This is a genomic window from Pseudomonas sp. CFII64 (genome assembly GCF_000416235.1).
In the GTDB taxonomy this organism is placed as follows: domain Bacteria; phylum Pseudomonadota; class Gammaproteobacteria; order Pseudomonadales; family Pseudomonadaceae; genus Aquipseudomonas.
The window spans coordinates 403698-421873 of record NZ_ATLO01000049.1 but is presented as its reverse complement, the minus strand read 5'-3'; the positions used below and the strand labels follow the sequence as shown (position 1 = coordinate 421873).

At 60.3% G+C, this 18176-nt stretch carries 11 protein-coding genes; 1 reads left to right on the top strand and 10 read right to left on the bottom strand.

Features of this window, described 5'->3' with window-relative positions; all coding sequences use genetic code 11:
* Positions 1-15: 15 nt before the first annotated feature.
* Genes CFII64_RS24780 through CFII64_RS24765 form a run of 4 tightly spaced genes read right to left on the bottom strand, consistent with a single transcriptional unit; the run spans position 16 to position 5189 of the window.
* On the bottom strand, positions 16-1425 hold the full coding sequence (locus CFII64_RS24780) for a PIG-L deacetylase family protein (protein WP_044901651.1): 1410 nt from the start codon (positions 1423-1425) through the stop codon (positions 16-18).
* Entirely contained in the window at positions 1422-2318 is an 897-nt protein-coding gene (locus tag CFII64_RS24775; RefSeq protein WP_020293611.1) for an antimicrobial resistance protein Mig-14, read from the bottom strand. Before CFII64_RS24775 ends, CFII64_RS24780 begins: the two co-directional genes overlap by 4 nt.
* The gene (locus CFII64_RS24770; RefSeq protein WP_020293610.1) at positions 2318-3448 is read right to left on the bottom strand and encodes a glycosyltransferase; all 1131 of its coding nucleotides are present in this window, start codon (positions 3446-3448) and stop codon (positions 2318-2320) included. Before CFII64_RS24770 ends, CFII64_RS24775 begins: the two co-directional genes overlap by 1 nt.
* Positions 3432-5189, bottom strand: coding sequence for a carbamoyltransferase (locus CFII64_RS24765; RefSeq protein WP_020293609.1), 1758 nt, complete (start codon positions 5187-5189; stop codon positions 3432-3434). Before CFII64_RS24765 ends, CFII64_RS24770 begins: the two co-directional genes overlap by 17 nt.
* Positions 5190-5792: 603 nt before the next feature.
* On the opposite strand from CFII64_RS24765, the gene CFII64_RS24760 reads away from it, so the two are divergent.
* On the top strand, positions 5793-11963 hold the full coding sequence (locus CFII64_RS24760; protein WP_020293608.1) for a membrane-targeted effector domain-containing toxin: 6171 nt from the start codon (positions 5793-5795) through the stop codon (positions 11961-11963).
* A 268-nt stretch (positions 11964-12231) separates the two neighbouring features.
* Here the strand turns inward: CFII64_RS24760 and CFII64_RS24755 are convergent, their stop codons facing one another.
* From CFII64_RS24755 to waaC, 6 genes are read right to left on the bottom strand one after another with little or no spacing between them, the layout of a single operon-like run.
* Entirely contained in the window at positions 12232-13671 is a 1440-nt protein-coding gene (locus tag CFII64_RS24755; protein ID WP_020293607.1) for a lipopolysaccharide kinase InaA family protein, read from the bottom strand.
* Positions 13671-14450: a lipopolysaccharide kinase InaA family protein gene (locus CFII64_RS24750; protein ID WP_020293606.1), complete on the bottom strand. Its 780-nt coding sequence runs from the start codon at positions 14448-14450 to the stop codon at positions 13671-13673. Before CFII64_RS24750 ends, CFII64_RS24755 begins: the two co-directional genes overlap by 1 nt.
* Positions 14447-15181 (bottom strand): lipopolysaccharide kinase InaA family protein, encoded by a 735-nt coding sequence (locus CFII64_RS24745; protein ID WP_020293605.1) that lies wholly within the window; start codon positions 15179-15181, stop codon positions 14447-14449. The genes CFII64_RS24750 and CFII64_RS24745 overlap by 4 nt, the downstream gene beginning before the upstream one ends.
* On the bottom strand, positions 15181-15987 hold the full coding sequence (rfaP, locus tag CFII64_RS24740; protein ID WP_020293604.1) for a lipopolysaccharide core heptose(I) kinase RfaP: 807 nt from the start codon (positions 15985-15987) through the stop codon (positions 15181-15183). The genes CFII64_RS24745 and rfaP overlap by 1 nt, the downstream gene beginning before the upstream one ends.
* A complete protein-coding gene (locus CFII64_RS24735) occupies positions 15984-17108 on the bottom strand; it encodes a glycosyltransferase family 4 protein (protein ID WP_020293603.1) in 1125 nt (374 codons plus the stop codon). The genes rfaP and CFII64_RS24735 overlap by 4 nt, the downstream gene beginning before the upstream one ends.
* Positions 17108-18175: a lipopolysaccharide heptosyltransferase I gene (gene waaC, locus CFII64_RS24730; protein WP_020293602.1), complete on the bottom strand. Its 1068-nt coding sequence runs from the start codon at positions 18173-18175 to the stop codon at positions 17108-17110. Before waaC ends, CFII64_RS24735 begins: the two co-directional genes overlap by 1 nt.
* Position 18176 lies beyond the last annotated feature (1 nt).

Here is an 18176-nt window from a genome sequence, read left to right as displayed (position 1 = left end):
CCGCAACCTGCTGAATCAGATGTCCTTGCGCCAGAACAGCTCGTGGCGGCGAACAGCCTTTCTGTAGAATTCGTTTTCACCCTCTGCCGGCCAGCGTCGGCCAGCCAACAATCCTTGTAACCAGCGCCGAACCTTGCGCTTGAGCGGCATGGGCGGTTGCAGGTCGTGCATCATACCCAGCGCCATGGCTTTGTCGCGTTGCTGTGCGGCAGTCAATTGCAGGGTATAAGGCGTCAGTTGCAGCCCGGCATCGAAAACCGGCGGCAAACTGATGCCGCTATAGGCATCACCCATCGGCCAGCGATCATTGTCATGCAAGTGATTGGCGTAGCCCAGAATCACCTGCGGCTGCCATTGCAGGCCTTGCAACGCTTCGAGTACCGCAGCCTGGGCGCAGATATGGTCCGGATGCGGATCAATCGCCGGATGCGGCATTACCAGCACCTCGGGTCGAGCATGCAAGAGCAGTGCCCGCAGGTCGGCAAGCAGGTTATTCCAGGTCGGAGCGCCATCGACGTCGCCGGGCAGCGGCAACGAATTGAACTGACGGAACAGTCGGGTATCGCTCAGATCCGCTTCGCGCGACGCCACGGGCTGATCCGGCGCAGCCTGCATCGCCGCAAGTTGCAGGCAGAAATAACCAAGCTGCACGCACTGCGCTTCCGCAACACCGCCCCAACGTGGCACGGCAATGCTGTCCCAGGCACGCAGGCGGCCCTTGATTCGCGCGGCTTCGGCGCGCTGCATGCCCATTTGCTGATAATGCTCGGCTTCGATTTCACCTGCGGTCAGCGTCACGATCCAGGCATCCTGCGCCTGACTGTACAAACCGAACGCCGCCAGCTCGGCGTCGTCGGCGTGAGGCGCAATCACCATGATTTTTTGCTGACGGGCATCCGGCTGACGAAACACCCAAAGCCGGGGCGGGCCCTGAAGACCACAGAAGCGAGCGTGCAGACGCAACGAGCCGTCGAGCAGTGCCGCACCGAGCCCGCTGAGATTCAGGTAACGCACGCCGTCGACGCCACGTTCGAAGGCCTGGCGATCCGCGACTTCAGTACCCTGCATCTCAATGACCGGGTCCAGAAAACGTCCAAGCCAGGTGCTTTTGAGTTTTATCGCCAGGATCAGGGTTTCATCCCCCGACAGCTGCAATGGCGCTTCAAGGTGCAAGCGTTCGCCGTCCAGGCTGACGCCGGCAATTTCGGCATCCACCGGGAAGTTGTACTGATAATCGTCTTTGGGCGAATAAAACAGGTGATCGGCAAACCAGGCTTCGTGAGCGATCCATCCAAGCAACGCCAGCAACAGCGGCAACCACCACGCCACCAGCACGCCCACAACAATCAGCAACAGCAAGCCGATCAGCAGCGCCACACGCTTGTTACGGCGATGGCGCTTGAGCAGCTCCTGTTTACGGCTCAAATCTGGAATACCGGCACGGGGTTGCACCAACGATCCTTGTACTCGCGGTCGGCGCGACCGAACGAGAAACGCAGCGGTTTGCCCAGCGCGCGGGCATCTTCCCAGGCGCTTTGGGTATTGAGAAAACTCAGCACGCTGCCGGGGCTGAAGTCCCGGGTTTCGGGGTCGACGCCGCCGTTGACGTACTCGACGCTGATCCACTCGGGGGCTTCGACGCGATACACCAGCTGGATCGCGATGGGCGCGTCATTGAGAAACACCACCGAGCCGGTCAGGAACTCACGCAGCAATTCGATGACTTCACCCATGCGCTCGGCACCTGTCGCCGGGAAACCCCAGCGGCGCTGGAACAGGTCGCAATACATGCGGGCCATTTCGGCGCTGCTGAACTCGCTGACCGGGCGCACGATGCCGCCAGCCTCTTCCAGCAGACGCAGTTCGCGGCGCTGGTTGTAGCGAAACTTTTTCGACAGCTCTTCCGGGGTTCGCGCCATCGCCAGGGATTCAGCCTGAGGCTTGAAGGTCGTGACGCGGCCTTCATTGAGCGCCGACAGATAGCGCCCGCGATGCCGTACGGGCACCTGCACATCGGCGGCAATCGGCAGGATCAATTCGGCGTTGCCCAGATCGAACAAGCCTTTCTTGCCGCGACTTTTCAACACATCTTTGGACAGCGCCAGCGAGCGACCCCAGGTCGGAATCGCTGCCTTTATATCGCCGTCTTGCTCCCAGGCCAGATAACGCACGGGAATATCAGCCAGTCCGGCAAGGCGTTCGACCACCAGCGGATGAGTCGCCACGCTGCCACCGAAACGCTGCCAGGCCTGTTGATAAGCGTCGGCATCGATCAGGTTCCAGCCACGCTCACGCCAGCCTTGCAATCGATTGAGCATCAGGACTCCGCCGTCACGCTGATGACTTGAGGCAGACGCCAGAACACGTCGCGCACAGCCTGATCGGAGAAGCGCTCACGCAGGCGCAGCAACATCAGATCAGCACACGCCTGGCGCTGCTCGGCATCCAGCGCAGACAAATGCAGCAGGCCTTGGGCCAAACGCTCGTCATCACCCAGCGGAAACAGCACGCCGACGCCTTCGACCACTTCCCTGGCTCCGCCGCACGACGTGGCCAGGAGCGGCACGCCGGCCACCATGGCTTCCAGCAGGACCATGCCGAACGGTTCGTGGTCCGAGCTGAGGGCAAACACATCAAAGGCCTTGTAATAACGACGCGCATCCTGGACCTGGCCGAGGAACAGCACTTGGGAACCGATACCCAGTTCCAGCGCCAGCTCCTTGAGATCCTGTTCAAGACGCCCCTTGCCAAGAATCACCAACTGGCTGTTCGACGGCAGATCAGGCAGTGCCTTGGCGAAACCGCGCAACAGCGTGGCTTGATCCTTGTCCGGATGCAGACGCCCGACATTGCCGACGATCCAGGCTGATGGCGACAGGCCCAATTCTTCACGAGCGTGCTCAGCGGAAAACTGGCTGGCTTGCAGTTGCTCGATATCGATACGGTTGTACAGCGTCTGAATGCGCCCCGTCGGCCACTTCGGCAGGCTGCTGCGCATGTCGTCGCGCACCGCATCGGACACACCGAGCAGGCTCAGCCGCCAGCGAAAGATCTGCGCGAACAGTTTGCGACTGCGGCGCTGATAGTCGCCAAAGGCGTGATGCACGCCGATAACCGGCAAGCGCGTTGCCAGCAGGGCGATGTACACCGGCTTGAAGCGATGGGCGATGCAGAAGCTGAAATCCCGGGACGCGACGATCTTGCGCAGGTCGCGGATCGCACGGATTTTCAGGCCGCGAATGGCTTTGGAGCTGTGCTCCAGAAACAGCACTTCATCCGAGGCGCAACCCGCCGCGACCTCGGCATCAGCGGCACCGGTCAGGAATACCGTGGTGACACGGTAGCCCTTGCCGGCGAACAGGCTGGCGTATTGCCGGGCGCAGTCCAGAAACGGGCCATCATAGCCGTGACAGAACTGCAGCACATGGCGCTCAGCCGAGCGTGTCATAGGTTTCCACGCCGTCTTTGACCACCAGAATGTCTTCCATGATCAGGTATTCCAGATCCGAACCGAAGAACATGTTCAACGCGTCGGTCGGCGAGCAGATCATCGGTTCGCCACGACGGTTCAGCGACGTGTTCAGCGACACGCCATTGCCGGTCAAGACTTCCAGAGCCTTCATCATGTCGTAGTAACGCGGGTTGTACTCGCGTTTGAGCACCTGGGCGCGGGAAGTGCCATCTTCATGGACGACTTCCGGCACGCGGGTCTTCCATTCTTCAGCCACTTCGAACGTAAAGGTCATGAACGGCGCGGGGTGATCGATCTTGATCATCTGTGGCGCAACGGTGTCGAGCATCGACGGGCAGAAAGGCCTCCAGCGCTCGCGGAACTTGATCTGATGGTTGATGCGATCAGCCACGCCCGGGATGCTTGGGCAGCCAATGATCGAACGACCACCCAAGGCGCGCGGACCGAACTCCATGCGGCCCTGAAACCAGGCCACCGGATTGCCTTCAACCATGATTTTGGCGATGCGCTCAGGGGTGTTTTCGATCTGGCGCCACACCGGCTTGCTCGGGTGCCGTGCGCAGGCCGCGATAACGTCTTCGTTGCTGTAGGACGGGCCGAGGTAGACGTGTTCCATCTTCTCCACCGGCACGCCACGCGCATGGGACACATACGCCGCCGCGCCCACCGCCGTACCCGCATCGCCGGAAGCCGGCTGCACGAACAGCTCTTTGACTTCTGGGCGCGCGATGATCTTCTGGTTCAGCTTGACGTTCAACGCACAGCCACCGGCGAAGGCAATCTTGCCGGTTTCCTTGAGAATGTCGCCCAGGTAGTGATCCATCATCTGCAGCGCCAGCTTTTCGAACAGCGCTTGCATGCTGGCGGCGTAATGGATGTAAGGCTCGTCGGCCACGTCACCGACGCGTTTCGGGCCCAACCACTCGATCAGCTTCGGCGAGAAGTAAAAGCCCTTGCCGTTCTCTTTATAGCGACGCAGGCCAATCACGTTGGCCAGCTCGGTGTTGATCACCAGTTCGCCATTCTCGAAAGTCGCCAGACGTGAGAAGTCATACTTGCTGGCATCGCCGTACGGCGCCATGCCCATGACCTTGAACTCGCCATCGAGCATTTCAAAGCCGAGGAATTCAGTGATCGCGCCGTACAGGCCGCCCAGGGAATCCGGATCGAAGAATTCCTTGATCTTGTGGATCTTGCCGTTTTCGCCGTAGCCGAAGAAGGTCGTGGCGTACTCACCCTTGCCGTCGATGCCCATGATCGCGGTTTTCTCTTGAAAACCGGAACAGTGGTAAGCACTGGAAGCGTGGGCCAGGTGGTGCTCGACCGGTTCGATCTTGATTTTCTTCGGATCGAAACCCAGCTGCTCAAGGCACCAGACGATCTTGTTGCGATAGCGCTTGTAGCGGCGATTGCCCATCAGCAGGGCATCGAGCGCACGATCCGGGGCGTACCAGTAACGCTTGGCGTAATGCCAGCGCGCTTTGCCGAACAGGCTGATGGGCGCAAAAGGAATCGCCACCACATCCACGTCCGAAGGCTTGATGCCCGCCTGCTCAAGGCAAAACTTCGCCGACTCGTAGGGCATGCGGTTCTTTGCATGCTTATCGCGAACGAAGCGCTCTTCCTCAGCCGCCGCGACGAGCTTGCCGTCGATGTACAGGGCAGCGGAAGGATCATGGCTAAGGGCGCCGGACAGGCCAAGGATCGTCAATGCCACTAGGGTCTAGCCTCTTTAGTCTGCATGCAGGCGGCAGGCGCCTGAGAAAAATGTGTGCCCTCGCGCACGGGCGAGGAACAGCTAAAGCGCGGGATTATAGCGTAATGACAGGCGGATTTGCTTGTCAGTCGGCAAATCCCGTACGCGCTGCCTGACTGAGCGACGCACGCGTCCAGGCCGGCTTCCGGGTTGATAAGGGTCCCAACAGCGCCTGACCGCTCGCCATGGCGAAAATCACGACATTTCTCGTAGGGCATTTCCCAAAAGCCCTTTCGCGCATTGAGCGCACCTCCTTCATCCGCCAATCTGCCGACCTCTTACAGGGTTCCGGTTCGTTTGCAGCTCGACATCTGCACATCAACAAGACGTTCCGCTGATTGTCGAGTCGTCAGATGTTCACAGCCTAATCGGCTCCGCTTACCTGGATACGATGTTTGTCGGACCTTTCTGATACACCACCCCACTGCACTTTCACACTCCAATATTTATCTACACCCCACCCGCCCTCCGCTTCTGATTGATTGAGAAAAATTTCAACAGCCTTACGGCTCTCAATCAAACCTCGGTGCTCTTTTGGAGTGCCTATCGCGAAGTAGAAATCAGATGCAGACACTGACCCCGGTTCCTCAATTTCCCACCATCACCTTACCCATGGCCACGGCAGCGCTGAAAAGGCTTGGCGAACTGAGTGCCGGCCTGACCAATGAGCTCAAGGCATTACCCGCACCTGAAACGGCACTACTGGATGCTCTGGCGACGCCGAATGCTGTTCGACGAGCGTCGCAAGTGTCCCGTCTGTTGCAACGTATCAATGCCTATTGGGACGCGCCGAGCCAAATGGGCGAGAGTCGCTATGAACAGTTCGTCAGCGCCATGCGACGGTCATTGCGTGACGAAGTGAGCGTCAAGATTCACGAGCGTGACCTTTATCCCGACGATGCGGCCTGCCTTCCCGCCTCTGCTGGCCGCGAGGAAGCCCCGACAGCCGCCACGACGACAACCTATTGCCTGCACTTGAGCCTGGATGATGGCGAGCCGGTTGAAATCGCCGGAGCGTTGGTGTTCACCCACACGCAAGGCCGGACGTTATTGCTGCTGCCCGGTTTTGGAGTGACGGGTTTTGCGACCCGGACGCAGATGCGCGAAACACTTGTCCAATGGCTGAATAACCCCCTGCACAAGGAGGCTCTATTCAATTGTCTGGCGCAGCGCCACCACGACCAATTGGCAAAAATCAGCCGCGACCCGGACCTGCATCTGGAGCCATTCATCGAGCCTGATGTGCAGATGCAGCTTCTGACCGGGGAACCCTTTGCTCACGCCTTCGACAGTCTGCTGAACAAACAGCGCGATGATGTGCGCTACGCCTGCGCGAATGTTGATGACCACAGCCCGCAAAATGGCCAAGTCCTTATTCAAGGCGCCATCGACATGCTCGGTCTGTTCGGGCCGACCGCGATGCTGGAGCTACGCGAACTGGCTTACCTTGAGAGCCGTTACCGCCGAAGCCTGCCGGACTGGATCAAGATCGCCAGCCCGGATGACCTGAACACTTACGCCGAACACCTGCGCCGCTACGATGACGCCCGTGCAGCAACGCTCAGCGCACTTGGGCCGGCGGGGTCGCCAGCGCGCTTTGCCGAAGCGAATCTACGCAGGAGGATGGCGGATGATCTGGGCTTTGAACTGGACCCCGGCGCCATCATGATCAGCACGCGACGAACGTTGCCACTGACGGGCGAGTCCTACACCGTGACCCGCTCGCTGAGTGAGCTGGCTTTGTACGGCCTGCATCCGGGAGATCGCCAGGAGGGATCGCCGTTCCTCACTCGCACCACGTTCAGCCTTGACGATGCTCCGCTGGAGGCCGCCTGCGCGTCCTTGAACCCGGCCTGGATTGCTCGACAGATAGACGAACTCGACGTACGAATGAGCTTTATCGAGTATCAGCGGGCGACTTATCACAATGAAGGTCATCGCCAACTCATGACGATGCTGACCCGCAGACAGATCACCGCGCTGGCCTGCACGGCAAAAATGCAGGGCCATATCCAGCCCGAAGATTTTGTCCTGTTCGAGACGGCTGCAGACCCGACTCGGGCCGCTGCCAATCCAACGCTGCGGGTCCAGCAGATCAGGCTGAGCAATCGCAACGTCATGGGCAAACTGCTGATTTTGCGTAAAGAGAACGCTCGGGGACAGCTCGAGCGCCTGGTGTTGTTCGCCGCCGATGCGCCACGCGACCGGCGCTGCATGGCGTTCAACACTGAAACCCGGTTGCTACATGAACTGGTCGGCTGGGCGGCCTCCGATACACTTTGCGATTACTTGCTCAAGCAAGCCGAGCTATCCGCTCGCCCGCAGTTGCAAGCACAATTGGCGGCGCTCAGGCTCAAGCCTTATCCGGCGGCGGACTTCCTGCAACTGATCGACCTGCCGGATTTCGACGCCGGTTTGCGCACCTTCGCCGAGGAGCATGTGCGCGTGGCGCTTTCCGAACAGGCCAGCCACAGTCCTCAATGGTACGTACAGGCCAGCGCGGCGCAGCGTCAGGAACTGGTGGCGCTGGAAGATGCCGCTGCGGGCGCGCTAGACAATTACCAGGCCAAGCCCCACACCCGCGTCCAGCCGTTCAAGGAGTATGTCCATCAGCGAGCCAGCCAGAAAATCAATCAACTCCTGAACAAGCCGGCCGGCACGGTCGACCCCGACCTGATTGTGATCACCAGCGAGCGGGAAACCGTTACATACACCGACATGCTGCTCAACGGCTACGACGACAGCGTCGATTTCGTCCACAGCAGCGCCGATACCATGGCAACGTTCAGCGGCCCGGATGGCGTGGACCTGAGCGCGTTGTCGCCACGCAAAGTCGCAGGTTCAGTGCGCGGCAAATGGCTGGGCGACGACTACATTGCGTTGATCAGGCACTCGCTGCTCAACGCGGACAGCGAAGGCTACGCCTATCGCCGCAAGACCAGCGTTGTGATGACCCAGTTGCAGATGAAAGCGGCGGCGCTGCGCAGTCACCTGAAAGGCCATATCAACGAGCAACAGTATGCGTGGCTGCAAGCGTCGATCGAGCGCCTTCATCTGGATGATGTCAGCACGCGCGAGCAATACCCGCTGTATCCGTTGCAGATCCATGTCGACAAACCGTTCATCGCCACAAAGCTGACAGGTGTGGATCAACTGGTCATCCCCAGCACGCAATTGACGCATGTAGAAACGGTACAGGGCTGCTTCGCGATCCTGCCGACCACCATCAGGCAGGCTGCGCTCCTGTATACGCCGCAAGCACCCGACGGGATCGAGTTCCGTCTATTTGGCGACTTCACCGCCTCGCTCGACAACGAGGGCATGATCGATTACTACAAGGATCGCTGCCGCATCAAGGCGCGCAAAAACCTGTCGTTTTTTCTCCACGACATGCGCGAGGGCAACGCCAGCAAGCCGCCCTTCCTGCCCAAGGAATTCATCGCGAATGTTGCTGACGTCTGTTTCAACCGTCCGCTCCTGCGCAGGCTTCGTGACGTGGAAGAAACCACGACCGGGCGCAACGAGATGATCACCAGGCTGGTCTGGAACACCGTTGAACTGATCGTCACGGTTGCTACCCTGCCATTTCCACCCGTCAGCTTTGCCGTCGGCGCACTGCTGGCCATGCATGACACCGTGCGCGCATTTCAGGCGCTGGGAGAGGGTGACACCAAAGCCGCCAGCGCGTGGATCCTGACCTCCATGCTCAACAGCCTCGGCGCCGCAGGTGATGCAAGCGTGGGCCTGAAGGGTTTTGGCGGTGTGTTGCGACGACTCAACTACCCGACCGGACGACAATCGGTGCTCAAACCTGTCGAGCACGCATCCGGACTGCCCCAATACGCTGACCTGTTTCCCGTGCGCGTGGGCAACGAACCGCTCTGGATCGGGCACGCCAACGCTAACGGCCATGCGCCTGTGTTCCGAAATTCGTATTTTTCCGGCGAACCCGAAGTGACGGGGCAATTCGTCAGGCAAGGCACAAGCGGTAGCTGGCAACCACTGGCCCACGACATCGATGCCGCGACCGCGAAGGTTCACAACGGTATCAAGCGCGAGTTCGTCGTGGACGTCTCGTTGCGTGATGTACAACCCATTGCTGACGGTCATGGGGCGGGGGTGAGTCAGGTCAACGGCCAGCACTACATCGAGCTGAGCGGAGCCACCTATCAAGTGCAATTCGATGCCCGGATGCGGGTCTGGAACATCGTTGATCCGGCAAATCCGTACGCGTTCTTCGGCAAGCAGCCGGTAAGCCTGGACCAGCAGGGCAAGTGGCAACTGATCGACCGCACCCGCTTGCAAGGCGGCGGGCGCGAGGGTCAGACGGGGTTCACGGCGCTGCAGGAAGAGACGGCTGACTTGTCGGCGCTGAGCAACTATGAACTGCCCGAGCACATGCGCCAGCATCTGGCACAGATCATCAGTCACAAGAGTCTCGATCCGACCGGGCTGGGCCTGGAAAGTTACTTTGACAAACAATACGCCGTGATGCGTGGCAGATATCAAACCTTGCGTCAGGATCTATACCGCGACGCCAACGCCTTTTTCGCGCATCCGCCGCTCCCGCCACACCCGACATTGCCAGCGCTGGATGCATCGGCCAGCCTGCAGAGCGTACTGGAAAGTGCCTACGCACAGACCAATGGCCTGGTCATAGCTGAAGCGCCAAGATCCGTGGCGAGCAAGCGTTTGCTTATCCTCAACATGCCACTGCTGGCAGAACACCGGGTCCAGGTGCTGTATATCGAACACCTGTTCACCGACCAGCATCTGGAAAAACTGGCGAAATATCGCAAGCTCGCCCAAAACAATCGTTCGGGCTCCCACAACATCAGATATCACCTGCGGTCGCTCAACGATGGCGAATTGAATACCGAAGTCGCCGAGTTCGACTATTACCACCTGGTGAAAACCGCCCATCGTTACGACATTGAGGTCCGCCCGTTCAGTTCTGCGGTCAGCTACCCCTACGCCGACCATCCTATGAAGGCGGTAGTGGGCGACCCTGAAGCTGCTCAGAAAATGAGCAATTTCTTCGGCCACAAACTCATCAGCAGCGACGTCGCGGCGCATCCGGCCAGGCGCTGGATAGCGTTGCTTGACCAAAAGCTGGCCACCACCCACAAAGAACTACCTGGCATCGCTGAGCTGCAAGGTGTTATCAGCGTACGAATCGAAGATGTGCCCGCGCGAACCTCAACCCGTATTGCTCCTGATGTCGCCGGCTATATTCCCAGCGACCCGGCAGCCAAGGCGGACTTTCGGCTGCAAGTTGCCAACCCGGCGATTCCCGAAGCCGCTCCGACACCGGTATTCACGGAAAGTCATACCCAGGGTCTGGACGACAAACTGTATTTATATCTGACCGGCGAGGCGCCAGTGGAGATTCATCTGAACCCCTCTACGCTGGAAGTCGCGACCACCCGCAAACCGAGAACTGATCGCTACGCCGGCGCACACGGGTTCCGCTGGGACGCCTACAAAGGCTGGGACCGGGTTGACCCGCAAAGCTGGGCCACTGAGCATCCGCCAACCGCTATCGCACTGTCACTCAGTGACCCGGTTTACGAAATACCGGTTCCTTCACGCAATACGCTGCATCAATTGGCAAACTTCGAGCGGCGCGGGCTTGACTCGGGTTATTTCCTCCGTGACGAGGAACTAAGGGCCGTGCAGGAACAGTTTTTCGAGCTACGCCGCAAACTGCAACAGGACGCCCGCGCCATCATCACCGCAGACTTGCCGCCACGGCCTGAATTGCCGGTTATCACGCCTGACACCAGCCTGGCGGATTTCCTGAACGCCCTCTATGCGAAGACCGATAGCGTAGTGGTGGGAGAGGCTCACGCGTCGGTTGCCAGTAAAAAACTGATCCTCGACAACCTGCCACTGCTGACAAAGCACAACGTCAAGACGCTGTACATGGAGCATCTGCTCAGCGACCTGCACCAGGCCGATCTGGAGCGTTTTTTCGAAACCGGCGAGATAACCAAAACATTGCTGCACGAACTGAAGCAAATGGACAGCGGCCATATGACCGACCCCGGCAAAATCTACACCTTCGAAAATCTGGTGATCAAAGCCCGGCAGAACGGCATCGAAGTGCGCGCCCTGGACTGCGCCGCGAGTTACCACATCAAAGGTATCGATTCCGGACCCACCACGCGTCAACAGATGTTCAGTTATTACGCTTCCCGCACGATTCGCAGGCATCAGGACGTCATCGGGGCACATAAGTGGATCGCCCTGGTAGGCAATACTCATGTCAATACGTTCGAGAAAATCGTTCCCGGGCTGGCCGAACTTGAAGGCGGGATCGGCCTGCGCGTGATCGACGTGAGGCCAGGCCAAGCCAGGCCTCCGGCCTTTGACACGGGTGCCACGGTGAGCGATCAGCTGGGCAGCACATCCAGTTTTCTCAAAAGCGATTATCGGGTAGAGCTCGATACCGCCGTCGCGCCGGCCCAGCCACGCGCACCAATGCCTCTGTCAATCGAACAACGCCTGCCGCGAGCCGGCATGTTCGCCATCGAGCCCCACGCAGGTGGACAAATGACCATCATTCACCACTCCCGGGACAGCAGCATTCTGCACACCCCGGTCGAGGTTAACGCTGAAGGCAAGATCTACATCGAGCGCCCCACCTGGCGCCCGGTGCATGCCCAGCCTTTCGACGACATGGATGCGCTGATCAGAGCACTGGAGGAAATGAACCTGACGCGCATGGCTTGATAAGCAAATTGCTGTTGCAAAGCTGGCAGGAGGGGACTTGTCCCCGATGGCGTCAGATGGCCCAGCATCATTGGGCCTGACCAACGCGGTACCTGCACCGACCGCTTTCCCGGACAAGTCCGGTCCTACAAGTGATATGCAACCCGGTAGGAGGGGACTTGTCCCCGATGGCGTCAGCTGGGCCAGCATAAATGAGCCTGACCAACGCGGTACCTGCACCGACCGCTTTCCCGGACAAGTCCGGTCCCACGAGTACGGCCCACCCAGGTCAAACTATCTTCGGCAAGCGCTGCTCCAGCAATTGGTGCAGCGCGCTGTCCACTGGCCAGTTGCGCATGAAGCGGGCGCGGTCGCGGGCGAAGGCGGTGGCGAAGGACGCTGCCGAACTGTGTTGGCACATGGCGTCAAGGTCGATCAAGGCCCAGCGATCCTGATCCCAGAACACATTGTGGCCCTTCAAATCGCCGTGGCTGATGCGCTCGCCAATCAGCTGCGCGAACAGGTTATCCAGTGCCACCAGCTCCGCCTCCGGCGCTTCACCCGATGCGACATAGGGCGCAAATCGTTCGATGATGTCCGGCCCCGGCAGAAACTCGGTCACCAGATAAGCCGTGCGCCGCAAGCCAAGGAAACGTTGCTCCTGCACCGCCAGCGGTTTGGGCGTGGCGATGCCGAGGAACATCAGCCGGTTGCCTTCGCGCCAGGAATGCCATGCCCGGCTTGGCCGCCAGAAGCGTTTCAGCCAATGGGCAAAGTCCTTGATGTTGTAGCGCTTGATGACCAGCGTACGGCCGTCGACCTGGACTTTGCCGACGCTCGCCGCGCCGCCGGTCTTGTACAGATGACCTTGGTCAAGCAGCGCATCGGCCTCGGCCAGCACTGGCAACATCGCCGCTTCTTCTTCGCGGCGGATCGCCCGCAGTTCGGACGCGCCGTCAACGACACTGAACAGGCTGCAATCACGCCCGGTCTTGTCGAGAAAATCTTTCAGGCGCCAGCTGCGCACCTTGTCGATCTGCTTCTGCAAGGCTTCCATGGGCAAGCCATGTTCGCCGTTGCTGAGCAAATAATGCACCGACAATTCTTCAATGAACGGCTCGAACGCCTTGGGCAGTTGCGCGAAAAACACGCCGAGGTTTTCCAGCACTTTTTGCCGGGACAGCGGCTTGCCAGCTTCTTCGGCACGAATCCCGGCGCCGTCGATCAAGTACAACTTGCCGTCGTGGCGCAGCAGGTTGTCCAGGTGCAGGTCTTCCTGCCACAGGCCCTTGGCATGTAACTGCGCGATGGCGGTCAGTGCTTCGGCCAATACGCTCTGCTGTTCATCGCTCAGCGACGTCTGGTTTTCCACTTCTGCCCAGGCATTGCCCAGGCTTTGCGCGGGCTCCAGCAGTTCGAACAACAGCCAGCCGCCCTCGCCTTCCTGCAAGCCGTCAGCCAACAGCAGCGGCGTGGTCAGCCCTTGCTGAGCCAGCAACCGGACACCGGCCAGTTCGCGTTGAAAGTGTCGCGCAGCTTTGGGCCCAACCAGTAATTTGGCCAGTACCGGACGCCCGCGCCACACGCCAGCGCCGACATAACGTTGCCCCGGCAGCACGCGCAACAAGCTCAACAGTTGCAGCTCGGCCGGGCCTGCCGCGTCGGCCAGAGCCAGATTCATTGGCATTGCAGGCGTACGGCCCGCCGCCTTGAGTTCAGACAAACGCATCAGCGGGTCTCTTTCTGGTCATTGCGCTGCAGACTGCGCTTGTGACTGCCGCGCTTGCCCAGGCGTGCGCACCATTGATCGACAACCGGGCTGTCGATGCCCGATTGCAGATACGCCGCCAGCAGCTCGCGAACATGGGACTCGCTCCACATCGGCGCGCGGCGCAACAACGGCTCCAGATCCTTGACCCGATCCCGCTTGCCGAACAGCAGCGTCCGGGTTTTCTCCAGATCGATCAGCTGTGCCAGGTAGGCATCGGCCTTGGCCTTGAGGAAAATATGCTTGGGATAAAAACAGCCATGCACCTGCCCCGCGCCGTGCAGCGTGCGCGCCAGTTGGCCGCAGGCTTGCAGGATCGCCGATTGCTGGGACGTGGTCAGTTCCGGCCATTGCTGCAGCAAGGTATCCAGATCGGTCCAGCTGTCCAGCGCACGGGTCAACAGAATGGCCCGGCGCTCGGGCCCGATCTTGATCTCACCGTAGAACACCGCGTGCAGCGCCGGGATACCGAGCTTTTCGTAGCGACTGATGTTGCGGAATTCCCGTGAGAACGAAGGCTCGCCAAACGGGTGATGCCAGGTGTGCATCAGGTAATTGCTCTGCCGTTTCAGATAGAAGCCCGAGCCTTCCAGCTCCAGACGAAACACACTGCTCCAGCCGCCGCGTCCGGTGTTGGGCTCATCGACGGCATCCAGCTGGACTTCCCACAGCGACTGAAAATCAGCCAGGCCGTGGCGTTCCAGCAAAGGCCGCTCGGTTTGTGCAATGAAATCGGTCATTCGCGTCCCTCAAAAAAGCTGACGATATGGCGGATACGTTTCTTGTCGGAAGCGTTGAGTCGCGCCCGCTGCCGATACTGCAGATAGAAGCGCAGGCGCTGAGTGGCGGACAGATGATATTTCGCCACTTTGTCCAGGCAGGCCAGATCCTTGGTGATCCGGTAGCGCAGCATGAAACTCCACCAGAAAGCGCCGTTGGGGCAGTCGATCAGAAACAGTTTGGCCTGATCATCCACCAACAAATTGCGCCACTTCAAATCGTTGTGGGTGAAGTGCTGATCGTGCATGGCGCGGGTGTAGCGCGCCAGTTGGCGGCTGACGCCATCGACCCACTGCCGATCAGCCAGCAGCGGATCGTTGCGCAGCGCCAATGCTGACAAGTCTTCGGTGTTGGGTAGTTCGCGGGTGATCAATGCGCCACGGTCATACGATGTGCCCTTGCGCTCCAGGCCCCAGGCAATGACGTCCGCCGTGGGAATGCCCCATTTGGCGAAGCGCTTGAGGTTTTGCCATTCGGACTTGACCCGAGGGCGGCCCAGATAGCGACGCAAGCCTTTGCCCGCGCCGACGTAACGTTTGACGTAGTAATTGACCCCATCGCGCTGCACGCGGATCACTTCGGACAAGGGGTCGCGAGTCAGGCGCTCGCCTTGCAGGGCGAACACGGCGTCCAGACTGCCGAAGTCCTCGGCGAGAAAGGCGTAAGCCGGTTCCAGATTCCAACCCGCCATCAGAGCGCATCCCCGTAACGCACTTTGCGCTGATACAGCTTGTCGGCTTTCATTTCCAGCCAGCGCAGCAGCCGGGCTTCCTCGGCGAGAATCTGGCGCAGCGGCTGCTGGAAATAGCCTTTGAGGAAACGCAGTTTGTCGCGTCGGGTCAGGCCGATGTCCAGCGCCGAGAAATACAGGGCCGCCAGATCCTTGTTGCGCCAGCGCGGGGTAATCACCCGGCGCGTCTGGGCGCGATGCAGGTCGATCACCGACAGGCGGAAATCATCAGCGGTCACCGGCGTGTCGGTGTGCAGCAGAAAGTGGCAGATATAACAGTCGCGATGGTTGACCCCGGCGCGATGCATCATGCCGACCATGCGCGCCACTTCGGCGATAAACGCCCGTTTCAGGCGCGGCTCCGGCGGCTCGTTGCGCCAATTGATGCTGACGTCTTCCAGGCTTTCGGTGGGCGCCAGCTCTTCAGTGACGATGAACGAATGCTGCGCCGCCGGATTGCTGCCCCGCTCGCCATAAGCCACGGCGGTCATGGTGGGCACGCCGACTTCCTTGAGGCGGGCGATGGCTTCCCATTCCTTGCCCGCGCCCAGCACCGGCAATTTGGCGGTAATGAGGTTCTTGGCGACTTCGCCCCAACCGATGCCGCGATGGATCTTGACGAAATACCCGCGCCCCTCGACTTCGGTACGCAGGGTGCGCCGACCTTCGAGTTCGCGATAAACCTGACCGTCCAGACGCTCGACTTCGGCGAACGCATCGCGTCCGGCCCAAAGCGTCTTGAAAGGTTCAGCAAGGAACAACTTCATGGGTAGTGCTCCGCCAGAATCACATCGGCCGCGTGCTGCGGCATGCTGTACAGGTCCGCTGAATCGGCGAAAGCCAGACCGTTCTTGCTCCACGCTGCACGCGCGGCGTCGTCGGCAAGCATCGTTTTCAGGTATTGATTGAGCTGAGCCTGATCGAACGGCTCGTCCAGCACCAGCCCGCTGTCGGCCTCGGCAATGTAGTGGGCGTAACCGCATACGGCGCTGACCAGCACCGGCAAGCCGGCAACCAGCGCTTCAAGCAACACGGTGCCGGTGTTTTCGTTGTAAGCCGGATGAATCAGTACGTCGGCACCCATCAGGAAACGCGGGATATCGCTGCGGCCTTTCATGAAGGTCACGTGATCGCCCAAGCCCAGGGTGGCGCTCTGCAGTTGGAATACTTTGGGGTCGTCCTGGCCGATTACAAACAGCCGCGTGCGTTTTTTCAGCTCGGCGGGCAATGCGGCCAGCGCCTTGAGGCTGCGATCCACGCCCTTGGTCTTGAACCCGGAGCCGATCTGCACCAGCAGCAAATCGTCGTCGGCCAGGCCGAATTCCTTGCGGAACTCAGCGCGAATCTGCGGCGCTTGCGGCGGTGCGCGACGATCCTGAGCAATGCCCGGCGGCAGCAGATGGAAGCGCGACAACGGCGTGTCGTAATACTTGATGAACAGCGGCTGCTGCACTTCGGAAATCATCAGCACCTGGGTTTTCGCGTCCTTGGCGAACACCGCACGCTCGTATTCGGCGAAGTGGCGATAACGGCCCCATTGGCGATACAGCGAGTGCCGCAGGTTTTGCGCCTTGTCCTCGAAACAGCCGTCGGCGGCGTAATACACGTCCAGGCCCGGCATTTTGTTGAAGCCGATCAGGCGATCCACCGGGCGTTTGGCCAGGTCCGCCGCCATCCAGGCGGAGAGCTTTTCATTGCGTCGATGGTTGAAGAACGCCTTGACCGGGGCAACCAGCACTTCGAAACCCGGCGGCACTTCGCCTTCCCAGATCAGGGTGTAGACGCGAATCTGATGCCCGCGCTGCTGGCACTCCAGAGCGATACGCATGAAGTCGCGTTGCAGCCCGCCGAACGGGAAGTATTTGTAGAGTACGAAAGCCAGTTGCATCAGACAGGTTCCTTTGCCAGCAACAGCGCGCCCAGTTGGCTCGCCACTCGCTCGGGATTCAAGCGAGTGAAGCACACTGGCCACTCGCGTTTGAGATCCAACTGACGGCGGTCTTCATCCGTCGGTTGATAGGTGCATTTCTTTTGCAGGCACGGCGCGCAGCCTGGGTAATCAGCGGCCAGATGCACTTGCGACTTGCCGTAGGCGCCGGTCAGGCCGGGGTTGGTCGGGCCGAACAGCGACAAGGTCGGCACATCCAGCGCTGCGGCCAGATGGCCGATGCCGGTGTCGACCGCGACGCACGCCTGAGCGCTGGCCAACACCTTGGCGACGCCAGCCAGATTCAGTTTGGGCAGGACCACCGCGTGCTCCAGCCCTTGGGCGATACGTTCGGCCCGGGCTTTTTCCGCCGGGTTGCCCCACGGCAGCCGCACTTGCAGGCCGCGCTCAACCATACGCTCGGCCAATTGCCGCCAGTACAGCTCCGGCCAGTGTTTGGTGGCCCAGGTCGTGCCGTGCAGGAACAGCACGAACGGTGCCTGATTTGCATCCGCGTCCAGCAATCGTTGGCGATCCAGTCCGTAATCGCCCAGCCCCGCAGGCACTTGATAGCCAAGCGCCTGAGCGAACAACTGGCGCAAGCGTTCCACTGCGTGCTGGCCGCGCGCCACTGGAAAGGTGCGGTCATAAAAGCGGCTGCTCAGCGGCTCGCGTGCAGAATTTTTATCCAGCCCGGCCACGGGTGCGTTCACATAACGGGTCAGCCAGGCGCTTTTCAACAGGCCTTGGGCGTCGATCACCAGGTCATAACGGGTGTCGCGCAAACGTTGCTTGAAGCGGCGCCATTCGCCGGTCTTGAACGTCTGCCAGAGGTTTTTGCGCCAGCGGCGAATCGCCACCGGGATGACCTCGCCCACCGCCGGATGCCAGGTCGGAATTTCCGCGAAACCTTCCTCGACCACCCAGTCGAACTGAATACCGGGCAAGGCCCGCGCTGCGTCGGTAATCGCTGGCAGACAGTGAATCACATCCCCGAGGGACGAAGTTTTGATCAGCAAGACCCGCAAA